This is a genomic window from Streptomyces sp. NPDC051217 (assembly GCF_044455465.1).
Classification (GTDB): Bacteria; Actinomycetota; Actinomycetes; order Streptomycetales; family Streptomycetaceae; genus Streptomyces.
This window is the reverse complement of record NZ_JBITEV010000005.1, coordinates 345,101-364,735: the sequence shown is the minus strand read 5'-3', so window position 1 is coordinate 364,735 and position 19,635 is coordinate 345,101. Positions and strand designations below refer to the sequence as shown.

General features: G+C 71.9%; 19 protein-coding genes and 1 pseudogene. 11 read left to right on the top strand and 9 right to left on the bottom strand.

Annotated elements, in window-relative coordinates:
* Positions 1–118 precede the first annotated feature (118 nt).
* The 6 genes from ACIBBB_RS15155 (at position 119) to ACIBBB_RS15130 (ending at position 8,678) form a co-directional block, all read left to right on the top strand.
* Positions 119–730 (top strand): TetR family transcriptional regulator, encoded by a 612-nt coding sequence (locus ACIBBB_RS15155; protein ID WP_398982072.1) that lies wholly within the window; start codon positions 119–121, stop codon positions 728–730.
* A gap of 95 nt (positions 731–825) precedes the next feature.
* Entirely contained in the window at positions 826–3,063 is a 2,238-nt protein-coding gene (locus tag ACIBBB_RS15150; protein WP_398981910.1) for a molybdopterin oxidoreductase family protein, read from the top strand.
* 115 nt (positions 3,064–3,178) lie between these two features.
* Positions 3,179–4,468: an MFS transporter gene (locus ACIBBB_RS15145; protein ID WP_398981908.1), complete on the top strand. Its 1,290-nt coding sequence runs from the start codon at positions 3,179–3,181 to the stop codon at positions 4,466–4,468.
* 190 nt (positions 4,469–4,658) lie between these two features.
* Positions 4,659–6,011, top strand: a complete 1,353-nt coding sequence (locus ACIBBB_RS15140) for an ABC transporter ATP-binding protein (protein ID WP_398981906.1) — start codon at positions 4,659–4,661, stop codon at positions 6,009–6,011.
* 155 nt (positions 6,012–6,166) lie between these two features.
* Positions 6,167–7,579 carry an aldehyde dehydrogenase family protein gene (locus ACIBBB_RS15135; RefSeq protein ID WP_398981904.1) on the top strand — a complete coding sequence of 471 codons (1,413 nt, stop codon included), beginning with the start codon at positions 6,167–6,169 and terminating at the stop codon, positions 7,577–7,579.
* A gap of 19 nt (positions 7,580–7,598) precedes the next feature.
* Positions 7,599–8,678, top strand: coding sequence for a Zn-dependent alcohol dehydrogenase (locus ACIBBB_RS15130; protein ID WP_398981902.1), 1,080 nt, complete (start codon positions 7,599–7,601; stop codon positions 8,676–8,678).
* Positions 8,679–8,690: 12 nt separating this feature from the next.
* Here ACIBBB_RS15130 and ACIBBB_RS15125 read toward each other — a convergent pair whose 3' ends face one another.
* Genes ACIBBB_RS15125 through ACIBBB_RS15115 form a run of 3 tightly spaced genes read right to left on the bottom strand, consistent with a single transcriptional unit; the run spans position 8,691 to position 11,134 of the window.
* Complete coding sequence (locus ACIBBB_RS15125; RefSeq protein WP_398981900.1) at positions 8,691–9,662, bottom strand: DMT family transporter; 972 nt, start codon at positions 9,660–9,662, stop codon at positions 8,691–8,693.
* A 33-nt stretch (positions 9,663–9,695) separates the two neighbouring features.
* Positions 9,696–10,463, bottom strand: a complete 768-nt coding sequence (locus ACIBBB_RS15120) for an ArsR/SmtB family transcription factor (protein WP_398981898.1) — start codon at positions 10,461–10,463, stop codon at positions 9,696–9,698.
* Positions 10,464–10,477: 14 nt separating this feature from the next.
* On the bottom strand, positions 10,478–11,134 hold the full coding sequence (locus ACIBBB_RS15115) for a TetR/AcrR family transcriptional regulator (protein WP_398981896.1): 657 nt from the start codon (positions 11,132–11,134) through the stop codon (positions 10,478–10,480).
* 120 nt (positions 11,135–11,254) lie between these two features.
* Here ACIBBB_RS15115 and ACIBBB_RS15110 point away from each other — a divergent pair, with 120 nt between their 5' ends.
* Positions 11,255–11,917, top strand: a complete 663-nt coding sequence (locus ACIBBB_RS15110) for a TetR/AcrR family transcriptional regulator (RefSeq protein ID WP_398981894.1) — start codon at positions 11,255–11,257, stop codon at positions 11,915–11,917.
* Here the strand turns inward: ACIBBB_RS15110 and ACIBBB_RS15105 are convergent.
* Positions 11,908–12,369: a MaoC family dehydratase gene (locus ACIBBB_RS15105; RefSeq protein WP_398981892.1), complete on the bottom strand. Its 462-nt coding sequence runs from the start codon at positions 12,367–12,369 to the stop codon at positions 11,908–11,910. The genes ACIBBB_RS15110 and ACIBBB_RS15105 overlap by 10 nt on opposite strands.
* A 141-nt stretch (positions 12,370–12,510) precedes the next feature.
* On the opposite strand from ACIBBB_RS15105, the gene soxR reads away from it, so the two are divergent.
* A complete protein-coding gene (gene soxR / locus ACIBBB_RS15100) occupies positions 12,511–12,981 on the top strand; it encodes a redox-sensitive transcriptional activator SoxR (protein ID WP_398981890.1) in 471 nt (156 codons plus the stop codon).
* Positions 12,982–13,149: 168 nt separating this feature from the next.
* Here the strand turns inward: soxR and ACIBBB_RS15095 are convergent, their stop codons facing one another.
* The gene (locus ACIBBB_RS15095; RefSeq protein WP_398981888.1) at positions 13,150–13,761 is read right to left on the bottom strand and encodes a hypothetical protein; all 612 of its coding nucleotides are present in this window, start codon (positions 13,759–13,761) and stop codon (positions 13,150–13,152) included.
* 217 nt (positions 13,762–13,978) lie between these two features.
* A pseudogene (locus ACIBBB_RS15090) lies at positions 13,979–14,219 on the bottom strand (DUF1343 domain-containing protein); the annotation flags it as partial.
* A gap of 95 nt (positions 14,220–14,314) precedes the next feature.
* On the opposite strand from ACIBBB_RS15090, the gene ACIBBB_RS15085 reads away from it, so the two are divergent.
* Together ACIBBB_RS15085 and ACIBBB_RS15080 are read left to right on the top strand one after the other, a co-directional pair.
* Entirely contained in the window at positions 14,315–15,079 is a 765-nt protein-coding gene (locus tag ACIBBB_RS15085) for an SDR family oxidoreductase (RefSeq protein WP_398981886.1), read from the top strand.
* A 134-nt stretch (positions 15,080–15,213) separates the two neighbouring features.
* Positions 15,214–15,807 carry a TetR/AcrR family transcriptional regulator gene (locus ACIBBB_RS15080; protein ID WP_384322881.1) on the top strand — a complete coding sequence of 198 codons (594 nt, stop codon included), beginning with the start codon at positions 15,214–15,216 and terminating at the stop codon, positions 15,805–15,807.
* Positions 15,808–15,824: 17 nt separating this feature from the next.
* Here the strand turns inward: ACIBBB_RS15080 and ACIBBB_RS15075 are convergent, their stop codons facing one another.
* The 3 genes from ACIBBB_RS15075 to ACIBBB_RS15065 all read right to left on the bottom strand — a co-directional run bounded on the left by ACIBBB_RS15075 (position 15,825) and on the right by ACIBBB_RS15065 (position 18,525).
* Positions 15,825–17,039, bottom strand: a complete 1,215-nt coding sequence (locus tag ACIBBB_RS15075) for an acyl-CoA dehydrogenase family protein (protein WP_398981884.1) — start codon at positions 17,037–17,039, stop codon at positions 15,825–15,827.
* 7 nt (positions 17,040–17,046) lie between these two features.
* Positions 17,047–18,069 carry a phosphotransferase family protein gene (locus ACIBBB_RS15070; protein WP_398981882.1) on the bottom strand — a complete coding sequence of 341 codons (1,023 nt, stop codon included), beginning with the start codon at positions 18,067–18,069 and terminating at the stop codon, positions 17,047–17,049.
* Positions 18,070–18,228: 159 nt separating this feature from the next.
* A complete protein-coding gene (locus tag ACIBBB_RS15065; protein WP_398981880.1) occupies positions 18,229–18,525 on the bottom strand; it encodes a hypothetical protein in 297 nt (98 codons plus the stop codon).
* A 142-nt stretch (positions 18,526–18,667) separates the two neighbouring features.
* Between ACIBBB_RS15065 and ACIBBB_RS15060 the strand changes: the two genes are divergently transcribed.
* Positions 18,668–19,627: a hypothetical protein gene (locus tag ACIBBB_RS15060; protein WP_398981878.1), complete on the top strand. Its 960-nt coding sequence runs from the start codon at positions 18,668–18,670 to the stop codon at positions 19,625–19,627.
* Positions 19,628–19,635 lie beyond the last annotated feature (8 nt).

Here is a 19,635-nt window from a genome sequence, read left to right as displayed (position 1 = left end):
GGGCCGCGGTCACACGCGTCTGTCACCACGCGTGCGCCACCACACATCTCGCCGAAGGGTGGGCCAGCCCGTGTACGGAGTCAGCGCCGACACCCACGACGGCCTCCGCAGGATCCCCATGCAGCAGCGCAGCGCGGCGCGGCTCGCCCGGATCCTCGACGCCTGCGCCGAACTGCTGGACGAGACCGGCTACGAGGAGCTGTCCACCCGCGCCGTCGCCACCCGCGCCGGCGTGCCCATAGGCTCGGTGTACCGCTTCTTCGGGAACAAGCGCGCCATGACCGACGCGCTCGCCCGGCGCAATCTGGACGGTTACGCCGACCGCGTCGAGCGCCGGCTCGCCGCGATCCCGGCCGCCGACTGGCAGGCCGCGCTGGACGCGATCCTCGACGAGTACCTCGCCATGAAGCGCACGGTGCCCGGCTTCGGGCTGGTCGACTTCGGTACCAGGGTTCCGGCGGGCGCGCCCGGCCCGGCCTCGGAGCGGACCGCCGACGGCGAGCCGGTGCCCGACGCCAACCACCGTGTGGCGGACCGCCTCACCGCCCTGCTCGCCGCGCAGTCGCGCCGCTCCCCGGACGCCGTGCTTCGCCGGATGGTCCTGGTCGCCGTCGAGGCGGCGGACGCGCTGTTCCAACTCGCCTTCCGTGCGGACGCGTCGGGCGATCCGGACATCATCGCCGAGACGCGGGAGCTGGTCCGCGCGTATCTGGCACGCACCTTGGGCTGACGGTCGACGGAACCGGCAAAAGCCTCCCCTCGTCCGTACCGCTCGGTATGCTCGGGTGCAGCCCGAGCGTCATCGCCGCCGCCCCTGGAGGACCCATGCCGCCCAGCGGCCCCGCCCGCACCGCCCTGCGCGTCTGTCCCCTCTGCGAGGCCACCTGCGGACTGATCCTCACCATCGAGGGGACCACGGTCACCGGAGCACGCGGCGACCGCGACGACATCTTCAGCAAGGGCTTCATCTGCCCCAAGGGCGCCTCCTTCGGAGAGCTGGACGCCGACCCCGACCGACTGCGCACCCCGCTGATACGCGAGAACGGCGAGCTGAGGGAGGCCGGTTGGGACGAGGCGTTCGATCTGATCGCCGCCCGGCTGCGCCCGCTGATCGAGGAGCACGGAACGGCGGTCGTCGGCGCCGTCCTCGGCAACCCCAACGTGCACACCATGGCCGGCGTTCTGTATCCGCCCGTCCTGTTGGGCATCCTGCGCACCCCCAACCTCTTCACCGCCTCCACCCTCGACCAGATGCCCAAGCACGTGTCGTCGGGCCTGCTCTTCGGTGACGCCTTCGCCATCCCCGTGCCCGACCTGGACAACACCAGCCATCTGCTGCTTCTGGGCGCCAACCCGCTGGACTCCAACGGCAGTCTCTGCACCGCGCCCGACTTCCCCGGCAAGCTCAAGGCGATGCGCGGGCGCGGCGGCACCCTCACGGTCGTCGACCCGCGCCGTACCCGCACCGCGCGCCTCGCCGACCGGCACCTCGCCATCCGGCCGGGCACCGACGCCTTGTTGCTCGCCGCCCTCGTCCATGTCCTCTTCGAGGAAGGGCTCACCGACCCCGGCGCGCTCACCGACCATCTCGAAGGGCTCGACGAACTCCGGGCGGCGACAGCGGACTTCACGCCCGACGCCGTCGCGGCCGCCTGCGACCTGGACGCCGGGGAGATCCGTACCCTCGCGCGTGAACTCGCCGCCGCTCCCGCCGCCGCCGTCTACGGACGCATCGGAAGCTGCACCGTCGAGTACGGCACGCTCGCCAGCTGGCTCATCGACGTACTCAACGTCCTCACCGGCAATCTCGACCGGCCGGGCGGCGCGCTCTTCCCTCTCTCCGCCACCGACAACGCGCCCCGCCCGGCGGGCCCCGGCAAGGGATTCGCGCTCGGCCGCTGGGCCAGCAGGGTCGGCGGCCATCCGGAGGTGAGGGGCGAACTGCCCATCGCCGTCCTCGCGGAGGAGATCGAGACACCCGGCGACGGGAGGATCCGCGCGGTGATCGCCGTCGCGGCCAACCCCGTGCTCTCCGCGCCCGACGGCCGACGGCTCGGCCGGGCGCTGGACAGCCTGGACTTCATGGTCAGCGTCGACCCGTACCTCAACGAGACCTCACTGCACGCGGACGTCGTCCTGCCTCCGCCGCCGCCGTCACAGAGCGCCCACTTCGACTTCGTCTTCAACGGCTTCGCCGTACGCAACCAGGCCCGCTACAGCCCGCCCGCCGTGCCGCTCGCCGCCGGATCGATGGACGAGTGCGAGATCCTCGCGCGGCTGGCGCTCGCCCTGGGCGGGATGCACGGGGCCGACCCGTCGGCCATCGACGACCAGGTGATCGAGGACACGCTCACGAAGGCCGTCGACGACCCGCTGTCGCCCGTCCACGGACGCGACCCGAAGGAACTCGCCGCCGCGCTCACCGGCGCCGACGGCCCCGAGCGCCGGCTCGACCTGATGCTGCGCCTGGGCCCGTACGGCGACGGCTTCGGCGCCGACCCGGCGGGGCTCACCCTCGCCCGGCTCGCCGACCGGCCGCACGGCATCGACCTCGGGCCGCTGAAGCCCCGCCTCCCCGGAATCCTCAAGACCCGCAGCGGGCGCGTCGAACTGCTCCCCGGGCCGATCGCCGCCGACCTGCCCCGGCTGCGTGCCGCGCTCACGGAGGTACCCGCGTCTCTGGTGCTCGTCGGGCGACGCCATCTGCGCTCCAACAACAGCTGGATGCACAACGTGCCGACGCTCAACGGCGGTTCGAACAGCTGCACCGTCCAGGTCCACCCCGCCGACGCCGAACGGCTCGGACTCGCGGACGGCGGACAGGCGCGTATCACCACCGAGGCGGGCGAGATCACGATCCCGGTGGAGATCACCGACACCGTCCGGGCCGGGGTCGTGAGCGTGCCGCACGGCTGGGGCCACGACCGACCGGGCACCCGGATGGCGGTGGCCCACGCACGGCCCGGCGTCAACGTCAACCAACTGCTCGACGGCAGCCGTCGCGACCCGCTGTCGGGGACGTCGGTCCTCAACGGCTTTCCCGTCGAGCTGGCTCCCGCCTGACAGGCGCGGCAGCCGTCTTCACCGGTGTGCCGACCGGCCTCCCGACCGGCACGGGTATGGTCGAACACATGGCTGACTGGCTGGTGAGCGCCGTTCTCGTGGGCATGGGCCCGTGATGCCGGTGGGGGACCGTCGCTGGCTGCTCCGCCTGGTCATCGCCTTCGCCTTCTCCCAGGCGGCGGTGTCGATGGCACGGCCGGCCGTCTCCTACCGGGCCCTCGCACTCGGCGCCGACGAGCGCGCCGTCGGTGTCATCGCGGGGGTGTTCGCGCTGCTGCCACTGTTCGCCGCCGTACCGCTGGGGCGCAGGACCGACCGGGGGCGGTGCGTCCCGCTCCTCGCCGTCGGCGCCGCGCTCATCGGTGTGGGCTGCGGTCTCAGCGGTACGGCGGGTTCACTGGCCGCGCTCGCCGCCTGGAGCGGCGTGATGGGCCTCGGCCATCTCTGCTTCGTCATCGGCGCGCAGTCCATCGTCGCGCGCCGCAGCACTCCGGACGAACAGGACCGTAACTTCGGCCACTTCACCATCGGCGCCTCGCTCGGCCAGCTCGTCGGGCCGGTCGCCGCCGGGCTGCTGGTCTCCGGCCACGACGGGGCGATGGGGCGCACGAGCGCCCTCGCCCTCGTCGTCTCGGCGGGGGTCGCGGCCGTCTCCCTCACCTGCCTGCGCCGGATCGAGCCGCCGGTGGCACCGACCCCGCCCGCCGAACGGAGCGGGAAGGACGGGAAGCCCACGTCCGGCAAGGTGCCCGTACGGCGCATCCTGCGCACCCGAGGCGTCCCCGGCGGCATCCTCGTCAGCCTGGCCGTGCTCTCGGCGACCGACATCCTCACCGCCTACCTCCCGGTCGTCGGGGAGGACCGGGGCATCTCCCCGGCCACGGTCGGAGTGCTGCTGAGTCTGCGGGCCGCCGCCGCGATCGCCTGCCGGCTGGTGATGACGCCGATGATCCACCGGCTGGGGCGTACGGCCCTGCTCACCGCCTCCTGTCTGCTCGGCGGGCTGCTCTGCGCGGGGATCGCGCTGCCCGTGCCGGTCTGGGGAATGGCCCTGATGCTCGTGGCGCTCGGTTTCTGTCTCGGTGTCGGTCAGCCGCTGTCGATGACGACCGTCGTCCGGGCGGCGCCCGCCGAGGCGGGCTCCACCGCCCTGGCGCTCAGGCTCACCGGCAACCGTCTCGGGCAGGTCGCGGCTCCCGCGTCCGCCGGCCTCGTCGCCGGAGTCGCGGGCACGGGCGCGCCGTTCATCATGCTCGGCGTGCTGCTGCTGGGAGCGGCGGGCCTCGGAGTGCGCGGTACTCCACGCCATCCCGCCCCGGCGCCCCCCGCGCCCCCGGCATCCGCCCCGGCGAAGGCCCGCGAGGAAGCGCCCGTGCCCGCCGAAGAGTGCCGCGACCGTCGCTGAAGCCGAACAGAAGCTGAACGACAGGCTCTACGACTCCTGTCCGGACACCGCCCCCCGCATCTGCCGTACCGCCTCCGCCGTGTATCGGCTCACGTGTCACCTGTGACGCCGCAGTCATTCCCTGACCCCGAGTAGTCGGCTAACTTCAGGCGTCGCAGGCGCTCAACCTCACCTTCCGGGCGGAATCCTCATGACTCGCGCCATCTCTCTGCACAGTGTCAGCAAGGTGTACGGACGGGCCACACGCGCCGTCGACCGGTTCTCCCTGGACATCGACCCCGGTGAATTCGTGGTGCTGCTCGGCCCTTCGGGCTGTGGCAAGTCCACCGTGCTGCGCATGATCGCCGGTCTGGAGGACATCACCGAGGGGGAGTTGCTGCTCGACGGCGAGCACTCCAACTTCATGCCGCCCCGCGAGCGCGCGATGGCGATGGTTTTCCAGAACTTCGCGCTCTACCCGAGCATGACCAACCGCGACAACATCGGCTTCCCCCTCCGCCTGGAGAATCCCCGGCAGGACAGCTCGGAACGTATCGAGGCCACCGCCCGGATGCTCGGCATCGAGAACGTCCTCGACCGCTACCCCAGTCAGCTCTCCGGCGGTGAACGCCAGCGTGTCGCGATGGGCCGCGCCATCTCGCGGCGTCCGTCGGCCTTCCTCATGGACGAGCCGCTGTCCAACCTCGACGCCAAACTGCGCAACCATCTGCGGGCCGAGATAGCCCGGTTGACCGCCGACCTTGGTGTCACGACTGTCTATGTGACACATGACCAGGCCGAGGCGATGTCGCTCGGCGACCGGGTCGCCGTGATGCGCGGCGGCGTGCTCCAGCAGGTCAGTTCGCCCCGCGAGGTGTACGCGCTGCCGCGGAACGTCTTCGTCGCCGCCTTCATCGGCACCCCGCGTATCAATCTGCTCCAGGCGGTCGTCTACGCGCCCCTCCAGGGCCGGATGTCGATCGACCTCGGCCGGCAGCGTCTGCCGCTGCCCGAACCGCTCAGCCCCGACCACCAGTTGCTCCGGATCCAGCAGGGTCGGCAGATCATCGTCGGGCTGCGGTCCGAGGCGGCGCGCATCGCGCCCGCGAGTCAGGCGCGCCCCGGCGAGGTGGCGCTGAGCGGCATCGTCGAGCACATGGAGTACCAGGGGCACGAGGCGCTCGTGCATCTCAACACCGGTTCGCGGCCCGCGGTGGTGCCCGACCCCGAATCGCCCCGGCCGAGGACGGCCCCGCGCCGCCGCCGCGGCGGACCGGGGGTGCTGGAGCGGCTGAGGGAACGGGCCGCCGCGCATGTGCCCGGCCATGTGTCGGGGCCCGTCGTGGTGCTGGACGAACCGGAGCCGGGAGCCCCGGCCACGTACCCCCCGGACCGCCCCGCGATCACGGCGAGCGATCTCGTCGTGCGGACCGGGCCGGACATGCGCCTGCGCACGGGCGCGCAGGTGCCGCTCCTGGTCGACCTGGCGCACCTCTACGTCTTCGACCACTACGGGCGGCGGATCTGCCCCGCGCCCATGGACATGCCCGGCCTGGACATGTGACGACGCCGGGCCGCGGCCCGGCGACGAGACGTCGCCGTCGGATGTGACGTTCGGGACTCCCGGGTCCCTGGCGCCGGAAAACTAACACCGCTAGTTTGGGGTCGCGGCGACGCCGGACCGCGGCCGCACACGGCAGTCCCCCGGGAGGAACACCGATGAAGGCACAGAGCAGCATGTACATCGGCGGCGAGTGGCGCCCCGCCGCCGGCCCCGGGACCATCGCCGTCGTCAACCCGGCGACCGAGCAGGTCATCGCCGAGGTCCCGGCCGGCACCGCCGAGGACATCGACACCGCCGTACGTGCCGCGCGGGCCGCTTTCCCCGGCTGGGCGGCCACCCCGCCCGCCGAACGCGCGGCGCGCCTCGCGGCCCTGCGGGACGCGATGGCCGCCCGCAAGGACGAGACAGCCGAGACCGTCACCGCCGAACTGGGCTCGCCGGTGCGGCTGTCGAAGGCGGTGCACGCCTCCGCGCCGGTGGCCGTCGCCGGCTCGTACGCCGAACTCGCCGCCTCCCACGCCTTCGAGGAGCGGATCGGCAACTCGACGGTGCTGATGGAGCCGGTGGGTGTCGTCGGCGCGATCACCCCCTGGAACTACCCGCTGCACCAGATCGTCGCCAAGGTCGCCCCGGCGCTCGCCGCCGGCTGCACGATCGTGGTCAAGCCCGCCGAGGACACCCCGCTGACCGCGCAGCTCTTCGCCGAGGCCGTCCACGAGGCGGGGCTGCCCCCGGGCGTCGTCAACGTGGTCACGGGCATCGGCGCCGTCGCCGGGCAGGCGCTCGCCGCGCACGAGGACGTCGACCTGGTCTCCTTCACCGGCTCCACCGCCGTCGGCCGCCGGATCGGCGCCACCGCCGGAGCGGCCGTCAAGCGGGTCGCGCTGGAGCTGGGCGGCAAGTCCGCGAACGTCATCCTGCCGAGCGCCGATCACGCCAGGGCCGTCAAGGCCGGGGTCGCCAACGTGATGACCAACTCCGGCCAGACGTGCAGCGCGTGGACCCGCATGCTCGTCCACGCCGACCGCTACGACGAAGCCGTTGAGGCCGTCGCGGCGGCCGTCGCGCCGTACCGTCCGGGCGACCCGCGGGACGAACTGTGCCGCTTGGGCCCCGTCGTCAACGCGGCCCAGCACGCCCGGGTGCGCGGCTACATTGCCAAGGGCGTCGCCGAAGGCGCCCGGCTGGTCGCGGGCGGAGCCGAACCACCGCACCACACCGGCTACTTCGTCGCCCCGACCGTCTTCGCCGACGTCACCCCGGAGATGACGATCGCCCAGGAGGAGATCTTCGGCCCCGTGCTGTCCATCCTCAGGTACGAGGACGAGGACGACGCCCTGCGGATCGCCAACGGCACCGTCTACGGCCTCGCCGGGGCGGTATGGGCGGGCGAGGAGAGTGAGGCCGTCGCCTTCGCCCGGCGGATGGACACCGGCCAGGTCGACATCAACGGCGGCAGGTTCAACCCCCTCGCGCCCTTCGGGGGTTACAAGCAGTCGGGTGTCGGCCGGGAACTCGGCCGACACGGGCTCGCCGAGTACCTCCAGACCAAGTCCCTCCAGTTCTGAGCCGGGAGAGAAACCGATCGTGGTCCGCGCCGCCGTCCTGCCCGCCGTCGGAGCTCCGCTGGAGCTCACCGACATCGAACTACCCGAGCCCGGCCCCGGCCGGGTGAGGATCCGCCTGGCCGCCGCCGGGGTCTGCCACTCCGACCTGTCCCTCAGCGACGGCACCATGCGGGTGCCGGTCCCCGCCGTCCTCGGCCACGAGGGCGCGGGCACCGTCCTGTCCGTCGGCGAGGGCGTCACCCATGTCGCGCCGGGCGACGGCGTGGTCCTCAACTGGGCGCCGTCCTGCGGAGAGTGCCACCACTGCGGGCTCGGCGAAGTCTGGCTCTGCGCCTCGGCGTTGACCGGCGCGGGCGCGATCCACGCCCGTACGGCCGACGGGAGGGAACTCCATCCCGGCCTGAACGTCGCCACGTTCGCCGAGGAGACGGTCGTCGCCGCCAACTGCGTCCTGCCCGTCCCCGACGGCATCCCGCTCACCGACGCGGCGCTGCTCGGCTGCGCCGTCCTCACCGGATACGGCGCCGTGCACCACTCGGCCAAGGTGCGCGCGGGCGAGAGCGTCGTGGTCTTCGGTGTGGGCGGGGTCGGTCTGGCGGTGCTCCAGTCCGCCCGGATCGCCGGGGCCTCGACCATCGTCGCGGTCGATGTCTCCCCGGAGAAGGAGGAGTTGGCGCGGGCGGCCGGGGCCACGGACTATCTCGTCTCGTCCGCCACCACGGCCAAGGACGTCCGCGGGCTCACCGAGGGCCAGGGCGCGGACGTCGCCGTCGAGTGCGTGGGCCGCGCCGTCACCATCCGCACGGCCTGGGAGTCCACCCGCCGGGGCGGCCGGACCACGGTCGTCGGCATCGGCGGCAAGGACCAGCAGGTGACCTTCAACGCGCTGGAGTTGTTCCACTGGGGCCGCACGCTGTCCGGGTGCGTGTACGGCAACTGCGACCCGGTCCGCGATCTCCCGGCCATCGCCGAACACGTCCGGGCCGGCCGCCTGGACCTGGGCTCGCTGGTGACCGGGCGGATCGGGCTGGACGGGATCCCGGGGGCGTTCGAGAACATGCTCGCCGGGCGCGGCGGCCGGGCCCTCATCGTCTTCTGAGCGCCCCAAGTCTCAGGTTTCCCGCGGCAGTCGGCTCCGGCGCGGACGGGAGCGCGCCACCGCCACGCCCGCCAGGCAGAGCACACCGCCGGCGAGTGTGAGCGGCCCGGGTATCTCGTCCAGCAGCAGCCATGCCATCAGGACGACGATCGCCGGTACCGCGTACGTGGTGGCGCCCATCCGCGACGCGGTCGTACGGGCCAGGGCGTAGGCCCAGGTCGTGAAGGCCAGCGCGGTCGGGAAGACGCCCAGATAGACCATGTTGAGCGTCGCGGAGAGCGGCGCGTGCGCGGCGTCCTGTACGAGCTGCCACCCGAAGGGCAGACAGCCGACCGCCCCGATCAGCGCGCCGTACGTCGTGACCTGCAACGGCGTCGCGTACGCCAGCGTGGGCTTCTGCGCGACGACCCCGCCCGCGTACGCCACCGCCGCCAGCAGGCAGAGGAGCACACCGAGTACGGAGGTGCTGCCGCCGCCGGCCATCGACAGACCGACGACCACGGCGCCGGCGAACGACACCGCCATGCCGGTGAGCAGCCGGGGCGCCAGGTTCTCGCCGAGGAGGCGGAAGGCGAGCAGCGCCATGAGCAGCGGCGCGATGTTCACGACGAGCGACGCGGTGCCCGCGTCGACGAGCTGTTCGCCCCAGTTGAGGACGACCGAGTAGCCGCCGAACCAGAGCAGTCCGGACACCGCGATGCCGGGCCAGGCGGCCCGTGGCGGCAGTCCTTCACGGCGTATCAGCAGGATCGCGACCAGCACGAGTGATCCAGTCAGCAGCCGCCCGAGCGCCAGCGCGCCGGGTGCGTACGCCTCGCCCGCGCTGCGGATGGAGACGAACGCCGACGCCCACAGGACGACGGTGACCCCGGCGGCGGCCAGGGCCAGCGGCTGCGCGCGGCCGGTGGCCGCGGTGGGCACACCGGGGGCGGCCGTCGACGCGGCCAGGCGCGCCGGGGCACGCGGAGGTGAGAATTTCGCCATGCGGGTGATGCTAAGCCCTTAACAGTTCGGCTGTCACCGAAGTATTGACGCCTCGATCCCGAGAAGTTCGGCGAAGACGCGCTCACCGGTCGGTGTCACCCGCACCGCCCGCTCCGTACCGATGCGTACGCACCACCTCGATTCCAGGGCGAGCCGGCACAGACCCGCCCCCGCCACCCCGGCCAGATGGCGCCGGCGCTCCGTCCAGTCCAGACACGAGCTGACCACCGGGCGCCGCCCCGCGCCCTCCAGCGCGATTCCCCGCTCGCGGAACCACGCCCTGCCCTCCTCGGTGAGAGCGAACCCCGCGTCCATGAGCAGCAGCCCGCGCCGTGCCATGGCATCGGTGAGTGCCACCCCGAGCCGGCCGGCGAAATGGTCGTAGCAGGTACGTCCCCGTGCCATGGCGCCGCTCGCCCTCGACGCGCGCACGATGTGCGGGCTGTCGCGGCCCGGCATGACGTGCGCGGCCAGCGACTCGACCAGTTCGGCGGTGGTCGCGTCGGCCAGCGTCACGTACCGGTGGCGGCCCTGGCGCTCCTCGGTGACCAGCCGGGCCGCGATCAGCTTCCCGATGTGCTCGCTGGCGGTGGACGCGGCGACCCCCGCCTCCCGCGCGAGCTCCCCGGCCGTCCAGGCACGCCCGTCCAGCAGGGACAGGCAGAACACGGCCCGTGTCTCGTCGGCGAGCAGGGCGGCGAAGCCCGCGAGGAGCGAGCCGGGGGAGGCCGACGGGGCGGGCAGCCCGAGGGAGTCGCCGGAGGTGGCGGTCGGCGCGCGGGGGGTGGTGTTCTGCGGCATACCTCCAGGGTGCCTCAGATACGCTTCGGTGTGGCCCGAACTGTCTCGTACTGAGCGGCCAGCCCGTCGATCAGCGCCCTGAGCCCCGTCTCGAAGGCCCCTTCGTCCACCCGCTGCTGCCGCTCGGCCAGCAGATGGGCCTGGCCGAGGTGCGGATAGTCGGCGGGGTCGTACGCCGTCTCGTCGTCCACGAAGCCCCGCGCGAACGAGCCGAGCGCCGATCCCGTGATGAAGTACCGCATCAGCGCCCCGATATGGGTGGCCTGGACCGGTGGCCACCCCGCCCGGACCATCGCGCCGAAGACCGTGTCGGCCACCCGCAGTCCCGCCGGGCGGCGGCCCGGACCCTGGGCGAGTACGGGCACGATGTGCGGATGCGCGGTGAGCGCGGCGCGGTAGGAGACGGCGTAGTCGTGCAAGGCGGTGCGCCAGTCCCGTACGTCGTCCGCGTCGAACATCGACAGGTCGACCTGCGCGCTGACCGAGTCCGCGACGGCGTCCAGGATCTCGTCCTTGTTGCGGAAGTGGTTGTAGAGGGACGGCCCGCTGACCCCCAGCTCGGCGGCCAGCCGGCGGGTGGAGACGGCCCCGAGCCCCTCGGAGTCCACGAGCGCGCTCGCGGTCGCGACGATGCGGTCTCTGCTGAGCAGCGGCTTGCGGGGTCGGGCCATGGCGCACATCGTATGGCTGTGGTCCGGTCCGGGGTGTGAGAGCGGTTCTGACACAGACCTAAGCGCTTGCTCACCCTCGGGGTAGGGTGTGCGTTCTGCTGACCGGAAGGGGCGAGAGCGATGCGTACGGCGGAACGGACGGCCGACGGCGAGGGCATGCCGTGGGGTGAGGTCACCCCCGAGGCGGCCAGAAGGCTGCTCGTCGCCGCCGTGGAGGCATTCGCCGAACGCGGTTACCACGCCACCACCACCCGCGACATCGCGAGCCGCGCCGGCATGAGCCCGGCCGCCCTCTACATCCACTACAAGACCAAGGAAGAACTGCTCCACCGGATCAGCCGGATCGGCCACGACAAGGCCCTGGAGATCCTGACCGCCGCCGCCGGCCGGGAGGGCACCGCGGCCGAACGGCTCACCGACGCGGTCCGCTCGTTCGTCGGCTGGCACGCGGCCCGCCACACCACGGCGCGCGTCGTCCAGTACGAACTCGACGCGCTCGCCGACGAGCACCGCGCCGAGATCGTCGAACTGCGCAGACGCAGCGACGGGGCCGTGCGCCGGATCCTCCAGGACGGCGTACGGGACGGGGAGTTCGACGTCCCCGACGTGCCGGGCACCACCCTGGCGGTGCTGTCCCTCTGCATCGACGTGGCGCGCTGGTTCAACGCGCGGGGCCGCCGGACGCCCGACGAGGTCGGCGCGCTCTACGCCGACCTCGTGCTCCGCATGGTGGTGGCGCGCGAGGGTCCGCCGCCGTCCGCCGGGACCGAAGGTCAGAAGTAGTAGCGGGAGACCGACTCCGCCACACACACCGGCTTCTCGGCGCCCTCGCGCTCCACCGTGACGAGGGAGGTGACCTGCACACCGCCGCCCGCCTCGGCGACCTCCTTCAGTACGGCCGTCGCGCGCACCCGGGAGCCCGCGGGCAGGGGAGAGGGGAAACGCACTTTGTTGGCGCCGTAGTTGATGCCCATCGTCACGCTCTCGACGGCCAGGATCTGCGGGAAGAGGACCGGCAGGAGCGACAGCGTCAGATAGCCGTGCGCGATGGTCGAGCCGAACGGTCCCTTCGCCGCCTGCTCCGGGTCCACATGGATCCACTGGTGGTCGCCGGTCGCCGCGGCGAAGAGATCGATCCGCTCCTGGTCGACCTCCAGCCAGTCGCTGTGTCCCAACTGCTCGCCGACAGCGGCGCGCAGTTCCGCTGCGGAAGTGAAGATCCTCGGCTCAGCCATGTCTGTCGATCCCTGCCTCTCGGGCGCCGTCCGAAACGCCGTCTCAAGTCCCGTTCGCGCGGTGTCCAAGCGCTTGCTCAGCATGGTTGGGGCTTCCGGTCCTGTCAACGCGTGACACGGCGCCCCCGTAGGCTCGGTCGGGTGCCGCAGATTCCGGAGAAGATCCAAGAACTCACCGTCGGGCAGCTGTCAGCGCGCAGCGGCGCGGCGACCTCGGCCCTGCACTTCTACGAGGCGAAGGGGCTGATCAGCAGCCGCAGGACCAGTGGCAACCAGCGCCGCTACAGCAGGGACATGCTCCGCCGTGTCGCCTTCGTGCGCGCGGCCCAGCGCGTGGGCATCCCGCTCGCCACCATCAGGGACGCTCTCGCGGAGCTTCCCGAGGGGCGTACACCGAACCACGAAGACTGGGCACGGCTCTCGCAGGCGTGGCGCTCGGAACTCGACGAGCGCATCAAACAGCTCGGCCGGCTGCGCGACCATCTGACCGACTGCATCGGCTGCGGCTGTCTCTCGCTGGAGACATGCGTCCTGTCCAACCCGGACGACCGGTTCGGTGACCGGATGTCCGGTTCCCGGCTCCTGTCGGAGCGCAAGCGCGCGCCCAAGTAGCCGTCGCGTCACTCCCGCGCACGTCCCGGTCCCGGGTCCGTACGTCCTGACGGATCGGCGCGCCCTGACCGATCCGCATGCAGTCCGCCGTGGCACGTGTGCCGTCCCCCGCAGGACGTATGACGTATGACGTCCACCGTCCCCGGCCTGTCCCGCCGCCGCGGCGGGTCAGGCCACCGAGGCCGGCTCCCATTGCCGTACGCGCTTCGCCCGCTGAATGGCCTCGGACGTGAGAACGGGCCGCGGCACGACAATGCCACAGCCCTTGCACACCGGTCCCGACCAGGGAGCCTGCGACAGATCCGGCCGCCAGACGATCCCCTTCTCCGCGCACACCGGGCACGCGCCGCCCGGTCCCGACTCCAGTCCGGCGATCAGCCGGCGGAGCACCTCGGCCAGGGGCTCCGTCGGGTGCACGGCCGGGTCGTCGCACCGCGCCACCCCGTTGCCGCCCCAGGTCCTGCGGTGCCAGTCGTCGAACGTGCCCGGTCTTCTCAGCCCGTCGTGCTTCTCACGCTTACGGCGCTGGGCGAACTGTGTCTCGTAGGCCAGCCAGACGGCCCGCGCCTCTTCCAGTTCGTCGAGCGCGGCCATCAGCCGCGCCGGATCGGGAGCTCTGTCCTCCGGCTCGATGTCATGCCGTTCGCAGAGGTGGTCCCAGGTGGCTCGATGCCCATAAGGGGCAAATCGTTCAAGGCACTTACGCAGTGAATACCGGCGTAGTGCCAGATCACTTCGCGGATCACGCACCTGTCTCGCGAGACTCCGGAATCCGGCCATCGCCTGCCACCTCCGTCGGTTGCTGCATCGGCGTCATCCAATAGACGTACGCGTGCCCGATCCGGCTCCATCGAAAATCCGATGGCAGCCATCACGCGTGTTTTCACCCTGAGGACTGCCGCCGGAAGGTGGTCCGATTGACGGTGGCGGCCCCTCGTTCGGACCGGCCGGGCCGCTCAGCGGTACTGGGGTACCGGGCCCGTGTCGCCCGGAACGCGGACTTCTCCGCCGTCACCAGCGGGGCGATGCCCGTAGGCACCGGGTCGAGCGACTCCGGGTCGTGGACGTGGAGTTGGAGGACCCCGCGCGGCTCCCCGGCGTTGGCGGCCCCGGCCCACACGCGGTCGACGCCTTCGGCGCCCAGGAGCTCGAAGGGGGTGGGTCGTGCCCCGGCCCTCGGAGAGGTTGGTGCCCTCGAAGAGGCAGGTGCCCGATCAGACCAACGCGGTCTCGGGTGACACGTTCCGTACGTACCCTTCCCAGCGACATACCGACTGGTTAGTCTGTCTCGGTCGAGCGGTGGGTACCGCGGTGAATCCGAGAGGCAGGTCCGATGAGTACGGTGCGGGGCGCGCGAGTGGTGGTCACAGGAGCCGGCGGCGGTATCGGTGCCGCGCTCGCCGGCAGATTCGCCGCCGGGGGCGCCCGCGTCGTCGTCAACGATCTCGATGCCGTCAAGGCGCACGCCGTCGCCGAGAGCGTCGGCGGCATCGCCGTTCCGGGCGAGGCCTCCGCCGTGGTCGAGCAGGCGCGCGACGCGCTCGGCGGTGCCGTCGACATCTACTGCGCCAACGCGGGTTACGGCACGGCCGGTGACCCGTTCGCCGACGAGGAGATCTGGGCGTCGGCCTGGGACGTCAACGTCATGGCACACGTACGCGCCTCCCGGATCCTGCTGCCCGACTGGCTGGAGCGCGGCGACGGCCGGTTCATCTCCACCGTCTCCGCCGCCGGACTGCTCACGATGATCGGCGCGGCGCCGTACAGCGTCACCAAGCACGGCGCCCTCGCCTACGCGGAATGGCTCTCGCTGACCTACCGCCACCGGGGGCTCAAGGTCCACGCGATCTGCCCGCAGGGCGTCCGTACCGACATGCTGACCGCCGCAGGATCGGCGGGCGAACTCGTCCTGGCCCCGACGGCGATCGAGCCCGAGGACGTCGCCGACGCGCTGTTCGACGCCATGGACGAGGACCGGTTCCTGGTGCTGCCGCACGCCGAGGTGGCCGAGTACTTCCGGGCCCGCTCCGGCGACCCCGACCGCTGGCTGGCCGGCATGAACCAGATACAGCAGAAATGGGAAGGAACCGGGCTGTGAGGGAGGTCCTGAGCGAACTGCCCGACGCCACGAGTGGGAAGATCCTCGGGCGGCTGCCGCGTTCACGCCACGAGAGGGCGGCGGACACCACGGCGGCGGACACCGCTCAGGACTGAGAAAGGCAGGTGGCGACAGTGGCCAGAAAGACGGACGGGAACGGCGTTCCCGTACCCCAGCGGCTGCTGGCCGCCGCCACCCGGCTCTTCGCCGAGCAGGGTTACGGCAGCACCTCGGTCCAGGAGATCGTGGAGGCGGCGGGCGTCACCAAGGGCGCGCTGTACCACTACTTCGGCTCCAAGGAGGATCTCCTCCAGGAGGTGTACGCGCGGGTGCTCCGCCTCCAGCAGGAGCGGCTGGACGCCTTCGCCGACGCCGACGAGCCCGTGGAGCGGCGGCTGCGCGCGGCGGCGGCGGACGTGGTCGTGACCACCATCGACAACCTGGACGACGCCGCGATCTTCTTCCGCTCGATGCACCATCTGAGCCCGGAGAAGAACAAGCAGGTACGGGCCGAGCGGCGGCGCTACCACGAGCGGTTCCGCGCGCTGGTCGAAGAGGGCCAGCGCAGCGGAGTGTTCACCTCCGCCACACCGGCCGACCTGGTGGTGGACTACCACTTCGGGTCGGTCCACCATCTCTCCACCTGGTACCGGCCGGACGGGCCGCTCACCCCGCAGCAGGTCGCCGACCACCTCGCCGACCTGCTGCTGCGCGCACTGCGCCCGTAGGTGTCCCGGGCCGGTTTCTACACGTACTTCTTCAACTCCCGGCGCGCCAGCGACCTTTGGTGCACCTCGTCGGGCCCGTCCGCCAGTCGCAGCGTCCGCGCCGCTGCCCACAGCTCCGCCAGCGGGTAGTCCTGGCTCACCCCGCCCGCGCCGTGCAGCTGCACCGCGCTGTCGATGATGTCGACCACCGCGCGCGGCGTCGCGATCTTGATCGCCTGAATCTCCGTGTGCGCGCCCCTGTTGCCGACCGTGTCCATCAGCCAGGCCGTCTTGAGCACCAGCAGCCGCAACTGCTCGACCGTCACCCGTGCGTCGGCGATCCAGTTCTGGACCACACCCTGTTGAGCGATGGGCTTGCCGAAGGCCGTACGGGACACGGCCCGCCGGCACATGAGTTCGATGGCGCGCTCGGCCATGCCGATCAGCCGCATGCAGTGGTGGATCCGGCCGGGGCCGAGCCGGGCCTGGGCGATGGCGAAGCCGCCGCCCTCCTCGCCGATCAGACTGGCCGCCGGGACACGGACGTCTGTGAACACGACCTCCGCGTGGCCGCCGTGGGAGTGGTCCTCGTAGCCGTACACGCTCATCGCGCGCTCGACGGTGAGGCCGGGGGTGTCGCGCGGGACGAGGACCATCGACTGCTGGCGGCGGGTGTCGGCGCCGTCCGGGTCGGTCTTGCCCATCACGATGAAGATCCGGCAGTCCGGGTTCATCGCCCCGGAGATGTACCACTTGCGGCCGTTGATCACGTAGTCGTCGCCGTCGCGCTCGATCCTGGTCCGGATGTTCGTCGCGTCGGACGACGCGACCTGCGGCTCGGTCATCGCGAACGCCGAGCGGATCTCACCGTCGAGCAGCGGCTCCAGCCAGCGCTTCTTCTGCTCGTCGCTGCCGAACTGGGCGAGTACCTCCATGTTCCCGGTGTCGGGCGCCGCGCAGTTGAGCGCCGTCGGGGCCAACTGCGGGCTGCGGCCGGTGATTTCGGCGAGTGGCGCGTACTGGAGGTTGGTCAGCCCGGCGCCGTGCTCCGCGTCCGGGAGGAACAGATTCCACAGACCCTGCCTGCGGGCCTCGGCCTTCAGCTCCGGCACGATCGCCGGGGTGTCCCAGGGGTCGGCGAGCCGGGCCCGCTGTTCGTGGGCGATCGCCTCGGCGGGGTGGATGTGCTCGTCCATGAACGCCAGCAGCCTGGCGCGGAGTTCCTCGGTGCGGGCGTCGAATGCGAAGTCCATGGACGGATCAGCCTTCCTGAAGGGTGGTGAGGCCGTGCTCGATGAAGACGGGGACGAGATCCCCGATGCGTTCGAAACCGCCGCCGACCGTCCGGCCCAGCGTGTAGCGGTAGTGGATGCCTTCGAGGATCACGGCGAGCTTGAACCAGGCGAAGGCCGTGTACCAGGCGATCGCGGAGGTGTCGCGGCCGGAACCGGCGGCGTAGCGCGCGATGAGTTCGGCCGGGGCGGGGTGGCCGGCCGCGCCGGCGGTCGTACTGATCGGGGAGCCGGTGATCTCCAGCGGCGCGCTGTACATCACCAGCAGACCGAGGTCGGTCAGCGGATCGCCGAGGGTGGACATCTCCCAGTCCAGCACGGCCTTGATCCGGTCGTCGTCACCGAGCAGTACGTTGTCGAGCCGGTAGTCCCCGTGGACGACGGTGGGCGCGGCGGAGTCGGGCATCGAGCGGCCCAGCGCGGCGTGCAACTCGTCGATGCCGGGCAGGTCCCGGTTGCGTGAGGCGTCCAACTGCTTGGCCCAGCGGCGCAGTTGGCGGTCGAGGAAGCCCTCGGGCCGGCCGAAGCCGGCGAGCCCCACAGCGTCGGGGTCGACCGCGTGCAGCTCGACGAGCGTGTCGACGAGACCCAGGAGCGCGGTGCGGGTGCGCTCGGGGCCGAGCGGGGCGAGCTGTTCGGCCGTACGGTACGGGGTCCCCGCCACGTACTCCATCACGTAGAAGGGCGCCCCGAGCACCTCCGGGTCCTCGCACAGCAACAGCGGCTCGGGCACCGGCACGGCCGTCGGGTGCAGCGCGCTGATCACCCGGAACTCGCGCTTCATGTCGTGCGCCGTGGCGAGGACATGGCCGAGCGGCGGCCTGCGGACCACCCACTCCTGGGCGCCGTCGGTGACCAGATACGTCAGATTCGACCGCCCGCCCTCGATCAGCCGGGCGCTCAGCGGTCCGCCCACCAGCCCCGGGTGCTCGCGGTCGAGACGGCCGCGCAGCTTCTCCGGGTCGAGTCCTGGCGGGGGACTGGCGCTCATCGGTCGTACCTCCATGGCGGGCTGGGGCGGTCGAATGCCTTCGCCGTTCATGATGCCGACCAGTCGGTATGCCGTCCAGTGCGCGGCGGGAACCGTCCGCGTCTGTGACGGGATCGACGTGCCGGGCCCGTGGGGCGGACCCGGCGGGTGCGCGTCGGGTCAGTGGTCGTCCCAGTGCCCCTCGTGCGCGGCGTGCCGGTGGCCGTCGTGGACGTAGTCCTTGTGGTCGCCGTGCGCGACGGCGGGATGGCCGCAGCCCCCGCCGTGCTGGTGGGGGTGGCCCTCGTGGACGACATGGGCGGCGGGCTCGCACTCGTCCCAGTGCTCCGCGTGCCGCCGGTGCAGATGCCCGTCGTGCGCGTAGTCGACATGGCCGCCGTGCCGCACCTCGGTGTGTCCGCAGGTCGGTCCGTGGGAGTGCTCGTGCATGGAGTGTTCCTGGTGAAGAGCCGTCACAATGTGCCTCTTTGTTATATTTCGCGGTGATTTGACCAGCCGGATGGGACGCTACCAGCCCCGTCCGTCATGGCCGGTAGGTCCGGTTCGCGTCCCGAAAATCGAATGACCGGACGGGTCACGCCCTGCTGAACTGATCGGTATGAGCGCCGAAGCCGCCCCACCGCCCCAGCCCTACCGCTGGTCGCTCTCCGCGTTCGGAGGCGGCCGGCCCGACCAACTCGGCACGCTCTGCCCGCCGCAGGACCAGAGCCCGCCCGGCGACCTGGTCCTCGCCGGGCTGACCGCCGTCACCGCCAAGGTCCTCGCCCGCTCCGACGGAGCCGATCTCTGCTTCCTCGGCCGGTCGCTCGACTCGATGTACGACCTGCTGACCGGCGCGCTGGAACACTCGCCGTGGGACGGGAAGCTTCTGCGGCTGCCGGTCTCCTGCATGGACGACGACGGCTGGAGCCCCGCCGCCGGGCGCCGCTTCCGCGAGCATCTCGCCTCCGTGGGCCTGGAGCCGTACGCGCTGGCCCGCCGTAGCCGCCCCATCGCCCTGGTCGACGTCGTCGCGCAGGGACGCAGTTACGGCACGCTCCACCGCCATCTCGCCGACTGGGTCGTGGAGAGCCGGGAGCCGTGGACCGTCATCCGGCGCAAGCTCCGCTACGTCGCGGTGACCCGTCGCGTCCGCTCCAGCCCGAACACCTGGCGCTGGCAGCAGGACCCCGACAACGCCTGGGTGCGGACCCTGCCCGCGCACCATGTGACCGATGTGTCCCTCGACCGCCGTGTGTGGACGCATCTGGCCGACGATCAGCCGAAGGTCAACGAGTCGTTCCCGCACTGGAACTGGTTCGACGAGCCGTCGACGTTGACGCCCCGCCACCACCGCGTCGCCCGCGCGCTCGCCGAGGCCCGGTACTTCACGGAGGCGGGCCGAAGCACCCGCGTACGCGAGGAGCTGATCCGGCTGATGGCCCGTGAGCCGGGCTTCGCGGGACGGGAACCGCGCCGGATCGCACTGGCGCTGCGTACGAGGGCGACCTCCCGCACCGGCTCGGGCGCCCGCCCCCGCTCCGGTACGCGGGCGCGCTACCGCACGGGCAACCGCTGAGTGCCGTC

Bases quoted from the DNA above. Each gene is read 5' to 3' on its own strand.
- ACIBBB_RS15105 (WP_398981892.1), bottom strand. From the start codon at position 12,369: ATGGCTGAGCCGAGGATCTTCACTTCCGCAGCGGAACTGCGCGCCGCT.
- ACIBBB_RS15140 (WP_398981906.1), top strand. From the start codon at position 4,659: ATGACTCGCGCCATCTCTCTGCACAGTGTCAGCAAGGTGTACGGACGG.
- ACIBBB_RS15145 (WP_398981908.1), top strand. From the start codon at position 3,179: ATGCCGGTGGGGGACCGTCGCTGGCTGCTCCGCCTGGTCATCGCCTTC.
- ACIBBB_RS15060 (WP_398981878.1), top strand. From the start codon at position 18,668: ATGAGCGCCGAAGCCGCCCCACCGCCCCAGCCCTACCGCTGGTCGCTC.
- ACIBBB_RS15110 (WP_398981894.1), top strand. From the start codon at position 11,255: ATGCGTACGGCGGAACGGACGGCCGACGGCGAGGGCATGCCGTGGGGT.
- ACIBBB_RS15150 (WP_398981910.1), top strand. From the start codon at position 826: ATGCCGCCCAGCGGCCCCGCCCGCACCGCCCTGCGCGTCTGTCCCCTC.
- ACIBBB_RS15120 (WP_398981898.1), bottom strand. From the start codon at position 10,463: ATGCCGCAGAACACCACCCCCCGCGCGCCGACCGCCACCTCCGGCGAC.
- ACIBBB_RS15085 (WP_398981886.1), top strand. From the start codon at position 14,315: ATGAGTACGGTGCGGGGCGCGCGAGTGGTGGTCACAGGAGCCGGCGGC.
- ACIBBB_RS15095 (WP_398981888.1), bottom strand. From the start codon at position 13,761: ATGGCCGGATTCCGGAGTCTCGCGAGACAGGTGCGTGATCCGCGAAGT.
- ACIBBB_RS15125 (WP_398981900.1), bottom strand. From the start codon at position 9,662: ATGGCGAAATTCTCACCTCCGCGTGCCCCGGCGCGCCTGGCCGCGTCG.
- ACIBBB_RS15155 (WP_398982072.1), top strand. From the start codon at position 119: ATGCAGCAGCGCAGCGCGGCGCGGCTCGCCCGGATCCTCGACGCCTGC.
- ACIBBB_RS15135 (WP_398981904.1), top strand. From the start codon at position 6,167: ATGAAGGCACAGAGCAGCATGTACATCGGCGGCGAGTGGCGCCCCGCC.
- ACIBBB_RS15075 (WP_398981884.1), bottom strand. From the start codon at position 17,039: ATGGACTTCGCATTCGACGCCCGCACCGAGGAACTCCGCGCCAGGCTG.
- ACIBBB_RS15115 (WP_398981896.1), bottom strand. From the start codon at position 11,134: ATGGCCCGACCCCGCAAGCCGCTGCTCAGCAGAGACCGCATCGTCGCG.
- ACIBBB_RS15070 (WP_398981882.1), bottom strand. From the start codon at position 18,069: ATGAGCGCCAGTCCCCCGCCAGGACTCGACCCGGAGAAGCTGCGCGGC.